Genomic DNA, 15,450 nt, shown 5'->3' on the forward strand with positions numbered 1-15,450 from the left:
TTCGCTGCGCTGCAGCACGTGCTTCAGCGCATTATGCAACCCGACGTCCGCGAGCGGAAACGCGGACGGCCAGCGCAAGCAGCGCATCAGCACGTAATTGGCCGTCCACGGGCCAATGCCTCGTATGCGCAGCAGGGTCTGTTCCATCTGCGGGTAGTCGCGCAGCGACAGCAGATGCTCCTTGCTTAGCGTGCCTTCCGCCATCAGGGCGGCGACGCCGATCAGGTAGTCGGCTTTGGAGCGGGTAAACTGCAAAGCCGTCAGATCTTCCGACACCAGCGCAGCGATGCGCTCCGGCGTCGGGAACGCCCAGAACGTGCGGTCCTCCCAGGTCAGCGAGGTGCCGAACTGCTCGACCAGCCTCCTTTTGAGCGTGTAGGCGAAGGGTAAGTTGATCTGCTGCCCGATGATGCCCCAGCTCAGCGCCTCGAACAGATCCGGAATGCCCATGAGCCGAAGGCCGTGGAAGGAAGCGGCCACGGGCTCCAGAATTGGATCGTGCGCCGCCATGGCATAGAACGGAGCCAGGTCAGTGCCGAGGTCGAACCACGTCCACACGTAGTCGGCGATCGCTTGGCGAGTTTCGGCGGAGGGCGCTTCTTCGGACGGCTCGACGATGCAGATACGGAGAGCGGTATCATCGCCGGCTTCCAAGGTGATTAGGACATTTTGCCCGGACACAGGCAGCAGCTTGTAAATCACGCCGTCTTGGATATGGTACAGGCACTCGTTCGTGGAACGCTGCAAGTAGTCCAGGTTATGCGCGTAGTGAAAAGGCTGGGGAAGCGGTACGATCAGCGTGCGCTCGGCTTCGCGCCACACGAGCTGCTCGGACGGAAGCGGTTGGAAGTGAAGCATGAACAGCCCTCCTTTTTTATCCGGTCGAATATTTTTATTATGACAGAGTGAGGCTTTTGTAATCTTGCTTTCTCATCTTGCAGGGCTTACGCCGACTCTCGAATTTGGGTATACTGTGCGTACAGAACGAAAGACGCGGAAAGGGGCAAGCGTTATGCAGGAGCAGTACTGGCAAGCAGTTGAAAATAATGACGCATCCTATGACGGGACGTTTTATTATGCGGTGACAACGACGGGCATTTTCTGCCGGCCGTCCTGTAAGTCCAGAGTGCCGAAACGGGAGCATGTCCGGTTTTTCCCCGATCGGCAGAGCGCGTTGGCGGCGGCGTTCCGCCCCTGCAAACGATGCCGCCCGGATGGGATCCGGCTGCCGGATGAAGAATGGACGGCGGAGCTGGCGCGGTACATCGACGAGCATTATGCGGAGCCGCTGACGCTGGGGGTGTTGGCGGAACGCTTTTACGCGAGCCCCTCGCACCTGCAGCGCACGTTCAAAAAGGTCAAAGGCATCTCGCCGCTCCTCTACCTGCAGGACGTGCGGGTGGAGGCGGCCAAGAAGGCGCTGCTGGCGGCGGATCTGCCCGTGAACCGGGTCGGGGCGCAGGTGGGGATGGCGAATGCGGCTCATTTTGCCACCGTTTTTCTTAAGAAAACAGGCGTTACGCCGACAGAATACCGATTAAGCACGCTCCCTAACGATACGCGATCGTTCGGGGGGATGCAAGAAGGAGGAGGTGATCGATGATGACGACCGTGTATTGGAGCCTGGGACGTTTGGGAGACGAGCTGCTGATGGTGGCGGCAACGGAACAAGGATTGTGTTACGTACAGTATTTACAGCAAAAGGAAGTGAAAACCAGCGAGGCAGAGGCGCTGTCCGCCCTGAAGGCGTGGGGGCACAACAAGCTGAACGGCCCCGTCTGGCATCATGATCCCAACCGGTTGAAGCCATATCTGGATGAGCTTGAAGCCTATGGCGCCGGAGGGCGGGAGGTGTTCACGCTGCCGCTGGACATGCGCGGAACGGCTTTTCAGATGAGGGTCTGGGAGGCGCTGCAAGCGATCCCCTACGGCGTTACGGCGACTTATTCGGATGTAGCTGCAAAGCTCGACCGAGCCAGCGCTGTACGCGCGGTCGGCACAGCGATCGGTGCCAACCCCGTACTTATCGCGGTGCCCTGCCACCGGGTCGTCGGCAAGGACGGCTCGCTCACCGGCTATCGCGGCGGGCTGGCGAACAAAGCGAAGCTTCTGCGGCTGGAGGGAGCGGCGGTTGGCGTTAACGGCTGATAGATGGCAACGTAGAGTGCGGGAAGACGTAATTTCAGGGGGAGAGGTGTGTTCATGCGCGTCCATGTGAGGCAAAAGGAAGCGAAATCCCTGCTGACGAAGGCCAGCGGATTTCTGGAAGGGTACACGCATACGCTGAATCCGTATTCGGGGTGCAGTTTCGCTTGCTCGTACTGCTACGTGCGGCAGATGCCGGTCGCGCTGTTTCACGAGGGCGAAGCGTGGGGCAGCTGGGTCGACGTGAAGGCGAACGCTCCTGAGCTGCTGGAGAAAGAGCTGGTTCGGGCGAAGCGGCGCGGGCCCGTGACGATTTTTTGCTCGTCGGCGACGGATCCGTACCAGCCGGTAGAAGCCAAGGAGCGAATTACCCGTTCGCTCCTTGACGTCATGTCCGGCGATCTCGCTCTGCGGCCGGACTTTTTGTTCGTGCAGACCCGCAGCCCGCTCGTGACGCGGGATGCGAATCTGCTGGCGAGGCTCGGCGACCGCGTGCGCGTGAGCCTCACGGTAGAGACGGACCGCGAGGACGTCCGCCGCGCGTTCACCCCGGCCGCGCCGCCTGTGCAGGCGCGGCTTCGGGCTCTCCGCGAGCTGCGGGCTCGCGGCATTCCCGTGCAGGCCACGATTGCGCCTGTCCTGCCCAGCTCGGCTGATTTCGCCGAGCGGCTGGCCGGCATCGTGGACCGGGTGTGCATCGACGACTATTTCATGGGCGACGGCAGCGGGGGCAGGCGCACGGAGCGCATCGGCGTACGGGCGATTTATGATGCGCTGGGGTTGTCCGACTGGTACAGTCGGGATGCGTATCAGCGCGTATACGAACAGCTCCTGCGGCATTTTCCGCAGGAGCGTGTGTTCGTCAGCCAACAAGGCTTTCTTCCGTAGGTTCACGGTTATCACTTACACCTCCAGATTTTTTTATGATCTCCTGAGTGCTTCTGCGATATCCTGTCATTCTTGAATGGATCGTGAGTTCAGGGTTTTTTCCAGTTATTTGAAACTAAATCGGGATTGCCTTCGTCAAATTGGATAGATCGGCTCGGAAAGGTGCGAGATCATCGTGAAAAGTTCCCGGAATGGTTATGCGGTTAGTCTACAAGCGTTTGTCCTTATGCTTATGCTGGCGGGCTGCAGCGATGCGTCTGCTCCGGAGGCATCTCCAAACGCCGTTGATGCGGTCGACGCTTCTCCCCAAACGGCAACCCCAGCAGCCCAGCCTCCACTGCCCGATAAAGCTGAACTTATCGCGGTTCTCCGTAATCTCGAACGGACAAATCTGGAGATTATGGCCGTCGCCGAGAAAAAGGCGATGAAAGAGCCAGCCCCCACATTTGCCGAGCTGAAGGGCGAACTGTTGAACTATAACAGTGAGCGAGCGCTTCAGCACTGGGAAACGATGTATGAGCAGAGTCCTGGTTGGATTCTGGAGCCGCAGGGGCTCGTTTTTGCGGGCGAGCATTCGATGCTGGCGTCCAGTTTTACTGTTGAACCGCAGGTTGACGGCAAGGTGGTTCTCGGTTTTAAAACATTCGGCAACCTCACATACACGCAAGCTCACTACGTTCATTATACGTTAGCTCAAAGAGAAAACGGCGATTGGTTCATCGACGCGCTGCAGGTGTCCCTCTTGTTGAACAGCTTCAATCGCGAAGAAGCGTTGGAGGCGGCAAAGTCGGAACTCGGCAAGGTGACCCTCACCCACGAGGATGAGATGTACTATTATTTCAAAGCCGATCAGAGTGAAAACGACATGTATGTTTTTCATAAAAAAGACGGCTATTTCGACTTCGCTCCCTCGATTTCGCCCAGCGGCTGAATGCCATGGAGCCCACTGCGGAGCCGCTGCTTGAACTCTTTGGGCGAGCACTGGTTATGACGCTTGAACAGCTTGTAGAATTGGGCGATATTCGTAATCCCGACCTCGTAGCTGACTTCCATAATGCTGAGGTCTCTTGTAAGCAGGAGGCGCTCGGCTTTTTTTATCCGTTTATAATTTACGTAATCAATGAATGACATCCCCATAACTTTCTTAAAATACTTAATGAAATAATGATAGCTCAGATTCATCAAAGTGCAGACTTCGTCTACGGTGATGCGGTCGGCGAGATGCTCGTCGATGTAGGTTAGGGCGGGACGCAGCCGGGTGATACTCTCGTCCTCTGTCAGTTGGGAGAGATCGCGCGTATCGTTGCGCAGCAAGAGCAGGAGCAGTTGTTTGATCGCGGCGCTGATCGCGAGTTCGTAGCCGAACGTTCTAGCCTGCGATTCTTCGTAGATCTGGATGACAAGATCGTAGGCCGCCTTGCGCACCTCAGGTTTGGCCCGAAACAGCTCGTTGAAGGGCTCGAGCGAATGTGTCAGCTCTGAGAAAAAGTGCAAATACGACAACGTGCTCACGTCAAAATGCTGCGTAAGATCAATTTGAAAGACGATTTGCCGCAGGGGCCCGGGTGAATTTTTGTGCGTGCGGTGCGGCTGCGAGGAGCCGAGCATGAGAACGTCGCCGGCTTTCATGACGGTATAGGCAGACTTCGTTTGGATACCCAGCTCTCCCTGACAGACAATCAGGAACTCCACCTGCTTATGCGAGTGCCAATGCCAAGGATCGGGAAAACCATAATGGTCGTTATCGTGGGTGATTTCCCAAATTTTTAGAAAAAGGAGCGGGTTCTGATAGATCACTTCTTCGTTGCGAATCGGGGCAAGCTTCGCTAAAGGAAGCGGCATATCCATCGCTCGATCACCTCGCTGAATGGTTAGTAGGGCAGATTTGTATAAGAATGAAATTGTGGTTTATAAGAAAAATACTCCACACAGTATATCATTGTTTAAGATGGATAGACACTTTTGGATAAGAAGTAGACAGGATCTTGCCTTTATTTCAAAGAACCGAGCCACTATACTCAGAATTAATACCACGCATCTGAATGCGCTGCCAATGGAGGAATCAATCAATGAGTCAGAAGCTGAAAGTTACGGTCTGGAACGAATATCGGCATGAAAAAGAAAATGAGAAAGTGCGCGCGGCCTATCCGCAAGGCATCCACACGGCCATCGGGGAAGGCATCAACGGGGATGTTGAAGTCACTTATGCAACATTGGACGATCCCGAGCACGGCCTGAGCGAGGAAGTGCTGAATAACACCGATGTGCTGATCTGGTGGGGGCACAAAGCGCATGGCGAAGTACAGGACGAGATCGTCGCACGCGTGCAAAAACGTGTATGGCAGGGCATGGGCCTCATCGTGCTGCATTCGGGGCATTTTTCGAAAGTGTTCAAGACGCTCATGGGCACGTCCTGCGATTTGAAATGGCGCGAAGCCGACGAGAAGGAACGCCTCTGGGTTGTGGCGCCTGGCCATCCGATCGTGGAGGGCATCGGCGAGTACATCCAGCTTGAAGAGGAAGAGATGTACGGAGAGCATTTTGACATTCCGCAGCCGGATGAGCTGGTCATGGTCTCCTGGTTCGAGGGCGGCGAAGTGTTCCGCAGCGGCTGCACGTTTCACCGTGGCAACGGCAAAATCTTCTACTTCCGTCCGGGTCACGAAACGTATCCGACCTACTACAATCCGCAAATTCGCCGCGTAATCTCGAATGCCGTACACTGGGCGGCGCCGACGAAGCGCGAAGTGCCTTATTACGGCAACCATAAGCCGCTGGAGACGATTCAGCCGAAAGTGAAGGCGTAGGCTATAGCTGAACTGAAGAAATTCTGCTCATAAAATATAAGCGTGGTTAACCACCTCTATTGGATGCATTTTCTCGTGGAATGCCCAAATAGAAGGGGGGGCCACGCTTATTTGTTCGTGGTGGCAGTACAACGACAACAGTTATCTACAATATATGCCAACGACAAGAAAATCCCGAATATAAGTGCAATAAGTGTTGAATTGTTGTAATTAATAGATGAATAGAGAATTTGGAAGCATATCTTCTTAATTAAAACCTTCAATTTAGGGAAGATATTCGAATTTCCTTCCTTTGGGAGTATAATTTGTTCTTAGCTTGAATTTTGGGACTTTGCCATTTGAAATAATTGTGTGAAGCCCCTTGAGGCCACTTCATTCTACACAGTGATCATTACACGCTACTTCAGAGCAAAATGGATAATCAAAGTTGTTTATATGGGGTTATATTGACGGAACAACACGGTTTATGGTAGTCTCATTACATGAAAACGTTTACCCGTAATACATTGAGCTGAAGGAAATTGGAGATAAATTAATGGCCGAATATACGATTAAAGATGTTGCCCGAATGGCAAACGTATCAATTGCAACCGTTTCCAGAGTACTGAACGGAACCAAACGTACAAATCCCGAAACGCGGGAGAAAGTCTTGAGCGCCGTCGAATTAACCGGCTACAGGCCCAACGCCTTGGCAAGAGGGCTGGTTAACAAGCGAACTCATGCAATCGGCGTGATGATTCCCGAGATTTCCAACGAAATATTTGCTCAGGTGATCAATGGCCTGGAAAGCATTTTGGATGCTAAAGGCTATAGCATTTTTTTGGCCATCACAAACGGAAACGAAGAAAAAGAATTGAAATATTTTCAATCGTTTGAGGATAAAAAAATTGACGGGATCATACTTTCAGGCGTGAAATATTCGACCAACCATAAACAATTTTTCAACAATAATAAAATCCCTGCTGTCGTCATCGGCCAGCAATTTCAGCTTCAAGGATTTCCTGCCATCAACATAGACAACGTCGGGGGGGCTCATATGGCGACCACGCATTTGCTCGACAACGGGCACACCAAAATTGGTTTCATTTCAGCTCCCCTTTATGACTTGGCTGTCGGCGTCGACCGTCTGAAAGGCTTCAAACAGGCCATGAAGGATCGGCAAATATCTGTATCCAAACAAAGCGTGGTTCACGCAGATTCTTTCAAAATAAGCAGTGGATATGAAGCGGCGAAAACAATGTTAGCGCATACTTATAAACCTACCGCCATATTTGCCGCGACTGACAGACTTGCGCTTGGTGCAATGAATTATTTGTATGATCATGGCTTGAAAATTCCGCAAGATTGCTCGATTATCGGTTTTGACGACGTGGAAATTTCGTCCCTGGTACGGCCCAAATTAACGACCATCCACGTTAACTATTCGGAGTACGGTACGCAAGCCGCCAATCTGCTGCTGGAATTGCTGGAAAACGATACGCGGCACCTGAAAACCAACATTGTCTTTCCGACGACCCTTGTTTCAAGAGACAGCGTAATAAAGAATACGATGCTGTAGGAGGTTCATTATTTTTTTGACCACTCAGGAAAACCTTTTCCCGAATGGTCGAGCGTTCGATCGAGCGCTCAAAAAGGTTGTCACTCTTGAAGGAGGTGATGCGCGCCAGGAGAATAGTGCGGAATGGATTTTACAACAATAGCAACAAGCATGAAAAATTTATTCTAAGGGGAAAACGAAATGAAAAAGTCCAGTCTTGTTATTTCATTGGCCGTAATGCTTGTATTTGCAATGATTGCAACCGCTTGTAGCAAAACGAATTCCGGCGGTACTGTTGGCAGCGCTTCCGCAACACCTGACAGCAAAGGCGCCTCCGCAGAAAAGCCGGTTAAAATTACGATTCTCGAATCGAAGGGCGGCGACGTTTCTAAATTGCTTGCTGAAGCGGGGAAAGAGTTCACGAAGGCGAACCCGAACATCACCGTTGAAGTCATGTCGACGGGAGACGGCCAATCTCCTTATGAGAGAGCCGCTACGCTTTATGCTGCGGGCACTCCGGCAACGCTGGCTATGCTTGACGCCGGCGACATCGTCAAATTCAAAGATAAAGCAGCCGATCTTTCTGGTGAAAAATGGGTCGGCGACTTAGCGCAGCCCAACCAGATCGACGGCAAAACGCTTGCGTTCCCGTTCTCGGTTGAAGGATACGGTTTGATTTATAACAAAGCCGTTCTTGACAAAGCGGTCGGCGGCACCTTCGAGCCGGCTTCAATCAACACGACTGCCGCTCTTGAAGAACTGTTCAAAAAAATTCAAGCTTCCGGCCCAGCTCCTTTGACGATCGGCAGCATGGACTGGTCCCTGGGCAACCACTTCCTAGCTCTCGCCTATGCGGCGCAGCCGGACGGCAATGTGGAAAAATTCCTCAGCGGCTTAAAATCAGGAAGCGTGAAAATCGCCGACAACGCGGCTTACAAAGGATTGCTTGACACATTCGATGTTATGAAAAAATACAACAAAGGGAAAAACGACCCGCTTTCCACTACTTACGAGCAATCGGCGGCTTCCGTAGCCAAAGGTGAGGCAGGCATTACGTTTAACGGCAACTGGATGATCAGCGAATTGCAAAAATCGAATCCAACCGGCGAATTCGGCTTTATTCCTGTTCCGGTCAGCAACAACGCCGGCGACAAAGCCAATTCCGCAATCGCAATCGGCGCGACCAAACAAATTTTTGTCGATAAAACGAAAAATACCGAGGAACAACAGGCGGCAGCTAAAAAATTCCTCAACTGGATTGTGTACGAGCAGGCAGGCCAGGATTTCCTTGTGAACAAAGCGAGCATCATTCCGGCGTTCAAAAACATTACGCTTGAGCCTAAAGATTCGCTTGCCAAATCGATCAAAGCGTACAACAATGCCGGCAAGTCCATTCCTTTCGCAGGCAACTACGTGCCGGGCGACCACTGGAAAGTGCTTGGTGCTTCGATGCAAAAATATCTCGTGAACAAAGATGACCGGGCTGCTTTGGCGGCTGAAATCGCAGATTACTGGAAAAATGTGAAGTAAACATCCTTGTCGACGGACTGGACTTGTTCTTGCCCGTCGACTTTCAATTCATTTCGAAGTGGAGGAGATCCAGATGATCTCTGAAAAAAATGCATTCAAGAGAACGGGTCATCAGCTCTTTTTTACCGGCCCTACGCTGTTCGCGTTTTTGGCAGTCGTTGCCGTTCCATTTATTTATGGCATTTATTTGACTTTTTTCGCATGGGACGGTATAGCGACCGAGATGCCTTTTGTTGGCATCAACAACTATATCTCCGTCTTCCATGATTCCAAATTTTGGGTTTCCATCTGGCTGACGCTGAAATACGTCGCGATCACGGTCATTTTAGTCAATTCCATAGCGTTCTTATTAGCTTATTTCGTAACTTCCGGAGGCAAAGGGCAAAACTTTTTCCGCACCGTTTTTTTCGTTCCGAATTTGATCGGCGCGCTTGTGCTGGGCTTTATTTGGCAGTTTTTATTCAACAGCTTTTTTGTGACTATCGGTCAAAAATATGCTCTGGAAATATTCGCGACCTCATGGTTAGGCGATGAACATAAGGCTTTTTGGGCGCTTGTCCTTGTTACGGTTTGGCAAAATGTCGGCTATATGATGGTTATCCTCATTGCCGGTTTGATGAGCGTGCCGAAAGATATTTTGGAAGCGGCAACGATTGACGGAGCAGGAAGCTGGGTCCGGCTTACCCGCATGGTGCTGCCGCTGATGATGCCGGCATTTATCGTAACGATATTTCTGACGCTCAGAAACGGATTCATGATCTACGATTTGAATTTGGCGCTGACGAAAGGCGGGCCGTTCGGAAGCACGATCATGGCTTCCATGCACATTTACAACAAAGCGTTTCAGACGCACGATTACGGATTGGGACAGGCGGAAGCTTTTATTTTGTTTTTCCTCGTCGCAGGCGTAACCACCCTTCAAGTTTATTTCAGCAAAAAATTGGAGGTTGAAGCCTAATGAGAACAGGCCGTCTCATTCAACAAACGCTTATTTACATCATTTTATCGGCAGCGCTGATCGGATTCGGCTTCCCTTTTCTGCTCGTTTTGCTGAATTCGTTCAAAACGAATGCGCAAATCGTCGATTCGATCGTTTCTTTGCCGACTTCGATTCAATTTGCCAATTTCGCCATTGCCATGGATAAAATGCATTACTTGAGAAGCTTATGGAACACCATCTTGATCACGTTCCTGAGCGTATTCCTGATCTCGCTGTTTGCCTCCATGACGGCGCATTATTTTGTGCGGAATAATACGAAGATGAACAAGACGTTTTTTTTCGTGATGGTTTCCTCCATGATTATACCGTTCCAGTCGATAATGATTCCGCTTGTTTCCGTTTACGGTCAGAAGTTGGGGTGGATTCAAGCGCAGCCTCAGCTTACTTTAATTTTCATGTACCTCGGATTCGGCAGTTCGCTTTCGGTGTTTATTTACCACGGCTTTGTGAAAGGCATTCCCCTTGAACTGGAAGAAGCAACGCTGATCGACGGGTGCAATCGGAGGCAAACATTTTTCAAAATAGTGATGCCGATTTTAACGCCGACGACCGTCACGATCGGAATATTAAATATATTGTGGATTTGGAACGACTATTTGCTCCCCGTCCTGATTTTGCAAAATGCAGGTCAGGACAAGCTGACTTTGCTGCTCGCGGTAAAAGTGTTCAGTGATACCTACTCGACCAACTACGAGCAATTTTTGCCGGCGGTCTTGATGATCGTTCTTCCACTGTTTTTGGTTTACATGTTTGCCCAACGTTACATTATTCAAGGGGTTACGCAGGGAGCGATCAAATAAATTCAGTATAGAAAGCGCAGGTAATCAAGGTGGGACGAATAATGCAAAGCACGCATAAGGAAGCGATACAAAGGGCACACGCTTCGATCGAAGCGGCGCTGGCAAAAGAAGTAAAGGACCCACACCGACTGCTTTATCACGCCAGCCCGCCGGTCTATTGGATGAACGATCCGAACGGCCTCATTTTCTTTAACGGGGAATATCATTTGTTTTATCAGCATAATCCGTACGCTCCGACGTGGGGGAACATCCATTGGGCACATATGAAAAGCAAAGACCTAATTCATTGGGAACATCTCTCCATCGCTCTGGCCCCGAATGAGGAGTATGACATTGACGGCTGCTTCTCCGGCTGCGCAGTCGTGCATGAGGACCGGCTCTATTTATTTTACACCGCAAATATATTTACTTCGCCTCAAGGTTTGCCCGACGATTTGTTCCAGCAGCAATGCGTAGCGGTGTCGACGGACGGCATCGAATTTACGAAATCCGGCGAAAACCCGATGATTTCCGCCCCTCCGGCCGCGATCGGCCAAACGAATCATTTTCGTGACCCTAAAGTTTGGAAGCATGAGGGAACATGGTACATGGTGCTCGGCACGAAAAAAGACGAACGCGGCAAAGTGATCCTGTACCGGTCGGGCGATTTGACGCATTGGGATTTTGTAGGCGTCCTGACCGAAAGCAATGGCCAAATGGGATACATGCACGAATGTCCGGATCTGTTCGCTTTGGGCTCCAAACATATTTTGGCCTTTTCCCCTCAGGGTGTGGAAGACTGGGGAGCGCCGAACGTTTCCGGTTACTATGTCGGCGAGCTCGACTATGAGAGCGGAACCTACAAGCACGGGGCGTTCCGGCTTTTGGATCACGGGTTTAACTTTTACGCTCCACAGACGATGACGGATGACCGCGGTAGACGGATTTTGTTCGGTTGGATGCCGATGGAGGATGGAATCGATAAAACATGGGCCGGATGCATGACGATTCCGCGGGAACTTCAATGTTCTGAAGACGGGAGACTGCAAATTCAGCCGGTGGACGAAATGAAGCTGCTGCGGCATAACCCGATTCAAGTGCAGAACTATCGCGTTACGCCAAGCAATATGCATCAAATCCAGGGGATCGCGGGCGAATGTGCCGAGATNNGCCGAGATAATCGTTCAGATCGATTTGCAGCAAACGGATGCGAGCGGATTCGGCTTGCAAGTCCGGACATCGGCCGACGGCAAGGAAAAAACGGTCATCCGGTACGATGCGGCCGCGAAGCAAGTCATTTTCGACAGAACGAATTCCGGCGGAGGCGTCTCGGGGATTAAAACGTGCCAAATCGCGGAACGTGCCGACGGGCTGCTGACTTTTCATTTATTTTTAGATCGGTCGACGTTGGAGCTGTTCATTAACGAAGGCGATTATGTGATGTCCGGCTTTATTTTCCCGGAGCCGGCGAGCGTACAGGTCGGCTTTTTTGCAGAAAATGGCTCGGCGCATATCAGCTGCATTGATTTTTGGAAATTGGCTGTTTAAAGCATAATATAGATAACTATCAGATATGGAATGGTGTCAAATGAAAGATAAAGTAAAACACTATACAAGAGAAAACGCAGATACTTATATTGGGGAAAATAAACAAAACATTCGCTTAGACTATCGATTACAGTACCACTTGATGAGCGAATATGGGTGGATGAATGATCCCAATGGATTTGTTTTTTTTAAGGAAAACTTTCATTTATTTTATCAGCATTATCCGTATACGTCTTATTGGGGTCCGATGCACTGGGGTCATGCGATTAGTCGTGATTTGATTAAATGGACATACTTGCCTGTTGCGCTGGCACCCGATCAAAGCTATGACGAAAGCGGCTGCTTTTCGGGAAGTGCCATAGAAAAAGACGGGAAGCTGTTCCTGATGTATACAGGACACGTTGTCACAGGACCGGATAAGGATAACGATTACATTCAAACGCAAAATCTAGCTGTATCCGATGAGGGTGTGCGCTTTGAGAAAATACAGCAAAATCCGGTGATTCCTGTTTCGCTCATTCCAACTTCTGCCAGTCAGAAAGATTTCCGGGATCCGAAGGTATTCGAGAGAGATGGGAAGTACTATGCTGTAATTGGTTCCAATGACAATAGCAAAAATGGCATTATTCTGTTGTATCGTTCCGAAGATTTGCAGCATTGGACGTTCGTGAATGAAATCGCTAGAAGTGATGGTCATATGGGAGATAATTGGGAATGCCCCGATTTATTCCAACTGGATCATCAGGATGTTCTAGTGGTATCCCCGCAGCGCATGCCCTCTCAAGGTTATGATTATCACAATATACATTCAACGGTTTCGATGTTAGGGCGACTAGACACGGAACAAGGAAAATTCCATTACAACGACTACAAACCAATGGATTATGGCTTTGATTATTATGCACCCCAAACCTGTGAAGACAATCAGGGAAGACGCATTGTTATTGCCTGGATGGAAACATGGGAGATAGCAATACCGACGCAAGAGGGACATCATTGGGCAGGAGCGATGACGCTGCCTAGAGAAATGAGAATCGTGAATGATAAAATAGTATATAGGCCAGTTGAGGAAATAAAAACATATCGTTCCGAACTTTATGAGCTGAAGGACGTTCTTCTTAGCGGAGAACAGAGATTGGAATGCACGGGTGACAGCTATGAGCTTGATGTCGTATTCGATGCTTTTGAAGCGGAGGAGTTCGGCTTGAAGCTTCGGGTACATGAAAAGGAAGAAACACTTATTTCGTACCGTGTTGATGATAACTTATTGCGGTTTAACCGCGATCAGTCTGGTATTGGACCTAAAGGTGAACGTCTGACGAAGGTTCCTCTGAACAATAATCAGTTAGTCCTTCGCATATTTGTAGACCGCTCTTCTGTAGAAATCTTCATCCAAGATGGGGAAAAGGTAATGACAGGGCGCATTTATCCAGGGACAGAATCGCTGGGTATTCACGTCTTCTCGCAAGGAAAGTGCCGTATCGTTTCTTTAAACAAGTGGGATATTCTTTAAGGGGAGATTGGAAAGTGGCTACTGTATTTACGATTGGCGAGGCACTTATTGATTTTATACCGAATGAAACAGGAATTGAACTGAAAGATGTCAGCGGTTTTCAAAAAGCAGCGGGTGGCGCTCCAGCAAATGTAGCCTGTACGGTTGCAAAGCTGGGTGGAAAAAGTGCATTTATAGGAAAGCTGGGTCAAGATGCCTTCGGTGATTTTTTGATTGAAACGATGACATCCGTTGGTGTTGAGACAGGGTATGTATGCAGAACAGACAAAGCGAATACAGCGTTAGCTTTCGTCAGTCTCAAAGCTGATGGAAATAGGGATTTCTCCTTCTACCGAAAACCAAGCGCAGATATGCTGCTTGCCCAAGAAGATATCGAAGAGCAGTGGTTTCAGGCGGGAGATATTTTACACCTTTGTTCAGTTGATTTAATCGAAGCACCCGTAAAGTATGCGCACATGAAGGCGATTCAAGCGGTTCAAGAAAACGGAGGTATCGTTAGTTTTGATCCCAATGTGAGATTGCCACTCTGGAACAGTGAAGTGGAATGTCGAAGAACGATTCAACAATTTATTCCTTTTAGCCATATTCTCAAAATTAGTGAGGAAGAGTTGCTCTTTATTACAGGAATCGAGGATGTTGAAGAAGCGGTAACCTCTCTATTTACTGGCCATGTAGAGCACATCCTTTTCACAAAGGGGGCAGAGGGGGCCGTCTGGTATACCAAAACGGATCGTGTTTCCGTTGCTGGGTATCGAGTTCAGGCAGTTGATACAACAGGTGCCGGGGATTCCTTTATTGGAGCTGTATTATTTCAGCTAAGTAAGGAAAATTCTAAAATAGACGAAATAACCCATGAGCAGATTAAGAAGTTTTTATCTTTTGCCAACTCTGCGGCAGCAATTACAACTACTAGATATGGCGCTATCCCTTCTTTGCCTTCTATTGAAGAGGTGAGTCAATTTTTGTCTGATTAACTGTTGTAATGCGGGGGAGGAAGGACCCTTATCAATTGTGATTAAGCAGGGTGATTGATTATGAGACGAGGATAACTCCTTATTGAGAAATCGTTCCGCCGCCATTTCCGTGTCCAATATCCTTTTGGAGAAAGTTAGAAGTATAATGATTCAGCAGCGGTTTTGAATTGAGAAAACGGGTAGATACAAAGAAATACATTTAGCGCAATTGTCATTAGAAAGCACTTGTGATGATTGATTGATGTCACCTTCCCCTTGCACTCCCACCCTAACTGCGCTATAATTCATTACACGATCGTTGAGTGAAATGGAAAGTGAGATTGAGCCAATGAAACGCATTCCCAAAACATCCCGCGATTTTCAAGCGGCTGAGCGTAGGGAGCAAATTTTGCAGGGGGCCAAGGAGCTGTTCGCCCAGCACGGGTATCACGGCACGTCGATCCGAGCGATGCACAAGCATATCGGAATTACAGATGGGCTGCTGTATCATTACTTTCCGGGCGGCAAGCAGGAGATTTTGGAGACGATTGTCAAGGAGGCCCAAGCATCGCGGTTTCAGCAGATGGATGAGCTCATAAAGGGCATTCATCCCGGGCAACCGCTGGAAGACGCGCTGTATCAGTTTATTTCGGGCATGGTGACGAAGATGCTGAGTGACCGGGATTTTTTGAAAATCATGCTGCGGGACTCGGAGCAAATTGTATCCGGGGATAAACATTTCATGTCGGA

The 15,450-nt window shown here is 49.8% G+C and carries 16 protein-coding genes; 14 read left to right on the forward strand and 2 right to left on the reverse strand.

Features of this window, described 5'->3' with window-relative positions:
• Window positions 1-858 (reverse strand): DNA-3-methyladenine glycosylase family protein (locus EJQ19_RS13725; RefSeq protein WP_164716541.1); only part of this gene is annotated, 858 nt, incomplete at its 3' end.
• 154 nt (window positions 859-1,012) lie between these two features.
• Between EJQ19_RS13725 and EJQ19_RS13730 the strand changes: the two genes are divergently transcribed.
• From EJQ19_RS13730 to EJQ19_RS13745, 4 genes are all read left to right on the forward strand, one after another.
• Complete coding sequence (locus EJQ19_RS13730; RefSeq protein WP_126141804.1) at window positions 1,013-1,603, forward strand: bifunctional transcriptional activator/DNA repair enzyme AdaA; 591 nt, start codon at window positions 1,013-1,015, stop codon at window positions 1,601-1,603.
• On the forward strand, window positions 1,600-2,148 hold the full coding sequence (locus tag EJQ19_RS13735) for a methylated-DNA--[protein]-cysteine S-methyltransferase (RefSeq protein WP_126141805.1): 549 nt from the start codon (window positions 1,600-1,602) through the stop codon (window positions 2,146-2,148). The genes EJQ19_RS13730 and EJQ19_RS13735 overlap by 4 nt, the downstream gene beginning before the upstream one ends.
• Window positions 2,149-2,202: 54 nt before the next feature.
• Complete coding sequence (locus EJQ19_RS13740) at window positions 2,203-3,033, forward strand: SPL family radical SAM protein (protein WP_126141806.1); 831 nt, start codon at window positions 2,203-2,205, stop codon at window positions 3,031-3,033.
• 175 nt (window positions 3,034-3,208) lie between these two features.
• A complete protein-coding gene (locus tag EJQ19_RS13745) occupies window positions 3,209-3,964 on the forward strand; it encodes a hypothetical protein (protein WP_126141807.1) in 756 nt (251 codons plus the stop codon).
• Here EJQ19_RS13745 and EJQ19_RS13750 read toward each other — a convergent pair.
• Complete coding sequence (locus EJQ19_RS13750; protein WP_126141817.1) at window positions 3,925-4,875, reverse strand: helix-turn-helix domain-containing protein; 951 nt, start codon at window positions 4,873-4,875, stop codon at window positions 3,925-3,927. The genes EJQ19_RS13745 and EJQ19_RS13750 overlap by 40 nt on opposite strands.
• Window positions 4,876-5,102: 227 nt before the next feature.
• On the opposite strand from EJQ19_RS13750, the gene EJQ19_RS13755 reads away from it, so the two are divergent.
• The 10 genes from EJQ19_RS13755 to EJQ19_RS13800 form a co-directional block, all read left to right on the forward strand.
• Window positions 5,103-5,840, forward strand: coding sequence for a ThuA domain-containing protein (locus EJQ19_RS13755; protein WP_126141808.1), 738 nt, complete (start codon window positions 5,103-5,105; stop codon window positions 5,838-5,840).
• A 535-nt stretch (window positions 5,841-6,375) separates the two neighbouring features.
• On the forward strand, window positions 6,376-7,398 hold the full coding sequence (locus EJQ19_RS13760; RefSeq protein ID WP_126141809.1) for a LacI family DNA-binding transcriptional regulator: 1,023 nt from the start codon (window positions 6,376-6,378) through the stop codon (window positions 7,396-7,398).
• Window positions 7,399-7,578: 180 nt separating this feature from the next.
• The gene (locus EJQ19_RS13765) at window positions 7,579-8,907 is read left to right on the forward strand and encodes an ABC transporter substrate-binding protein (protein WP_126141810.1); all 1,329 of its coding nucleotides are present in this window, start codon (window positions 7,579-7,581) and stop codon (window positions 8,905-8,907) included.
• A 73-nt stretch (window positions 8,908-8,980) separates the two neighbouring features.
• Window positions 8,981-9,865 carry a carbohydrate ABC transporter permease gene (locus EJQ19_RS13770; RefSeq protein ID WP_126141811.1) on the forward strand — a complete coding sequence of 295 codons (885 nt, stop codon included), beginning with the start codon at window positions 8,981-8,983 and terminating at the stop codon, window positions 9,863-9,865.
• On the forward strand, window positions 9,865-10,707 hold the full coding sequence (locus EJQ19_RS13775) for a carbohydrate ABC transporter permease (protein ID WP_126141812.1): 843 nt from the start codon (window positions 9,865-9,867) through the stop codon (window positions 10,705-10,707). Before EJQ19_RS13770 ends, EJQ19_RS13775 begins: the two co-directional genes overlap by 1 nt.
• A 41-nt stretch (window positions 10,708-10,748) precedes the next feature.
• Window positions 10,749-11,854, forward strand: a 1,106-nt coding sequence (locus EJQ19_RS13780; RefSeq protein WP_206438415.1) for a glycoside hydrolase family 32 protein, incomplete at its 3' end; no start/stop codon positions are given.
• 56 nt (window positions 11,855-11,910) lie between these two features.
• Window positions 11,911-12,234: a GH32 C-terminal domain-containing protein gene (locus EJQ19_RS33075; RefSeq protein WP_420901679.1), complete on the forward strand. Its 324-nt coding sequence runs from the start codon at window positions 11,911-11,913 to the stop codon at window positions 12,232-12,234.
• A gap of 40 nt (window positions 12,235-12,274) precedes the next feature.
• Window positions 12,275-13,747: a glycoside hydrolase family 32 protein gene (locus tag EJQ19_RS13790; RefSeq protein WP_126141815.1), complete on the forward strand. Its 1,473-nt coding sequence runs from the start codon at window positions 12,275-12,277 to the stop codon at window positions 13,745-13,747.
• A gap of 14 nt (window positions 13,748-13,761) precedes the next feature.
• Window positions 13,762-14,721, forward strand: coding sequence for a PfkB family carbohydrate kinase (locus tag EJQ19_RS13795; RefSeq protein WP_126141816.1), 960 nt, complete (start codon window positions 13,762-13,764; stop codon window positions 14,719-14,721).
• A 328-nt stretch (window positions 14,722-15,049) separates the two neighbouring features.
• The coding region (locus EJQ19_RS13800; protein ID WP_164716545.1) for a TetR/AcrR family transcriptional regulator at window positions 15,050-15,450 on the forward strand (401 nt) is incomplete at its 3' end.

Origin of the sequence: Paenibacillus whitsoniae, assembly GCF_003955665.1 — a bacterium.
Lineage (GTDB): Bacteria > Bacillota > Bacilli > Paenibacillales > NBRC-103111 > Paenibacillus_E > Paenibacillus_E whitsoniae.

What these genes read in the sequence shown, in the direction of transcription:
- EJQ19_RS13740 (WP_126141806.1), top strand. Translation starts at nt 2,203, where the DNA reads ATGCGCGTCCATGTGAGGCAAAAGGAAGCGAAATCCCTGCTGACGAAG.
- EJQ19_RS13750 (WP_126141817.1), bottom strand. Translation starts at nt 4,875, where the DNA reads ATGCCGCTTCCTTTAGCGAAGCTTGCCCCGATTCGCAACGAAGAAGTG.
- EJQ19_RS13730 (WP_126141804.1), top strand. Translation starts at nt 1,013, where the DNA reads ATGCAGGAGCAGTACTGGCAAGCAGTTGAAAATAATGACGCATCCTAT.
- EJQ19_RS13775 (WP_126141812.1), top strand. Translation starts at nt 9,865, where the DNA reads ATGAGAACAGGCCGTCTCATTCAACAAACGCTTATTTACATCATTTTA.
- EJQ19_RS13735 (WP_126141805.1), top strand. Translation starts at nt 1,600, where the DNA reads ATGATGACGACCGTGTATTGGAGCCTGGGACGTTTGGGAGACGAGCTG.
- EJQ19_RS13790 (WP_126141815.1), top strand. Translation starts at nt 12,275, where the DNA reads ATGAAAGATAAAGTAAAACACTATACAAGAGAAAACGCAGATACTTAT.
- EJQ19_RS13755 (WP_126141808.1), top strand. Translation starts at nt 5,103, where the DNA reads ATGAGTCAGAAGCTGAAAGTTACGGTCTGGAACGAATATCGGCATGAA.
- EJQ19_RS13770 (WP_126141811.1), top strand. Translation starts at nt 8,981, where the DNA reads ATGATCTCTGAAAAAAATGCATTCAAGAGAACGGGTCATCAGCTCTTT.
- EJQ19_RS13760 (WP_126141809.1), top strand. Translation starts at nt 6,376, where the DNA reads ATGGCCGAATATACGATTAAAGATGTTGCCCGAATGGCAAACGTATCA.
- EJQ19_RS13765 (WP_126141810.1), top strand. Translation starts at nt 7,579, where the DNA reads ATGAAAAAGTCCAGTCTTGTTATTTCATTGGCCGTAATGCTTGTATTT.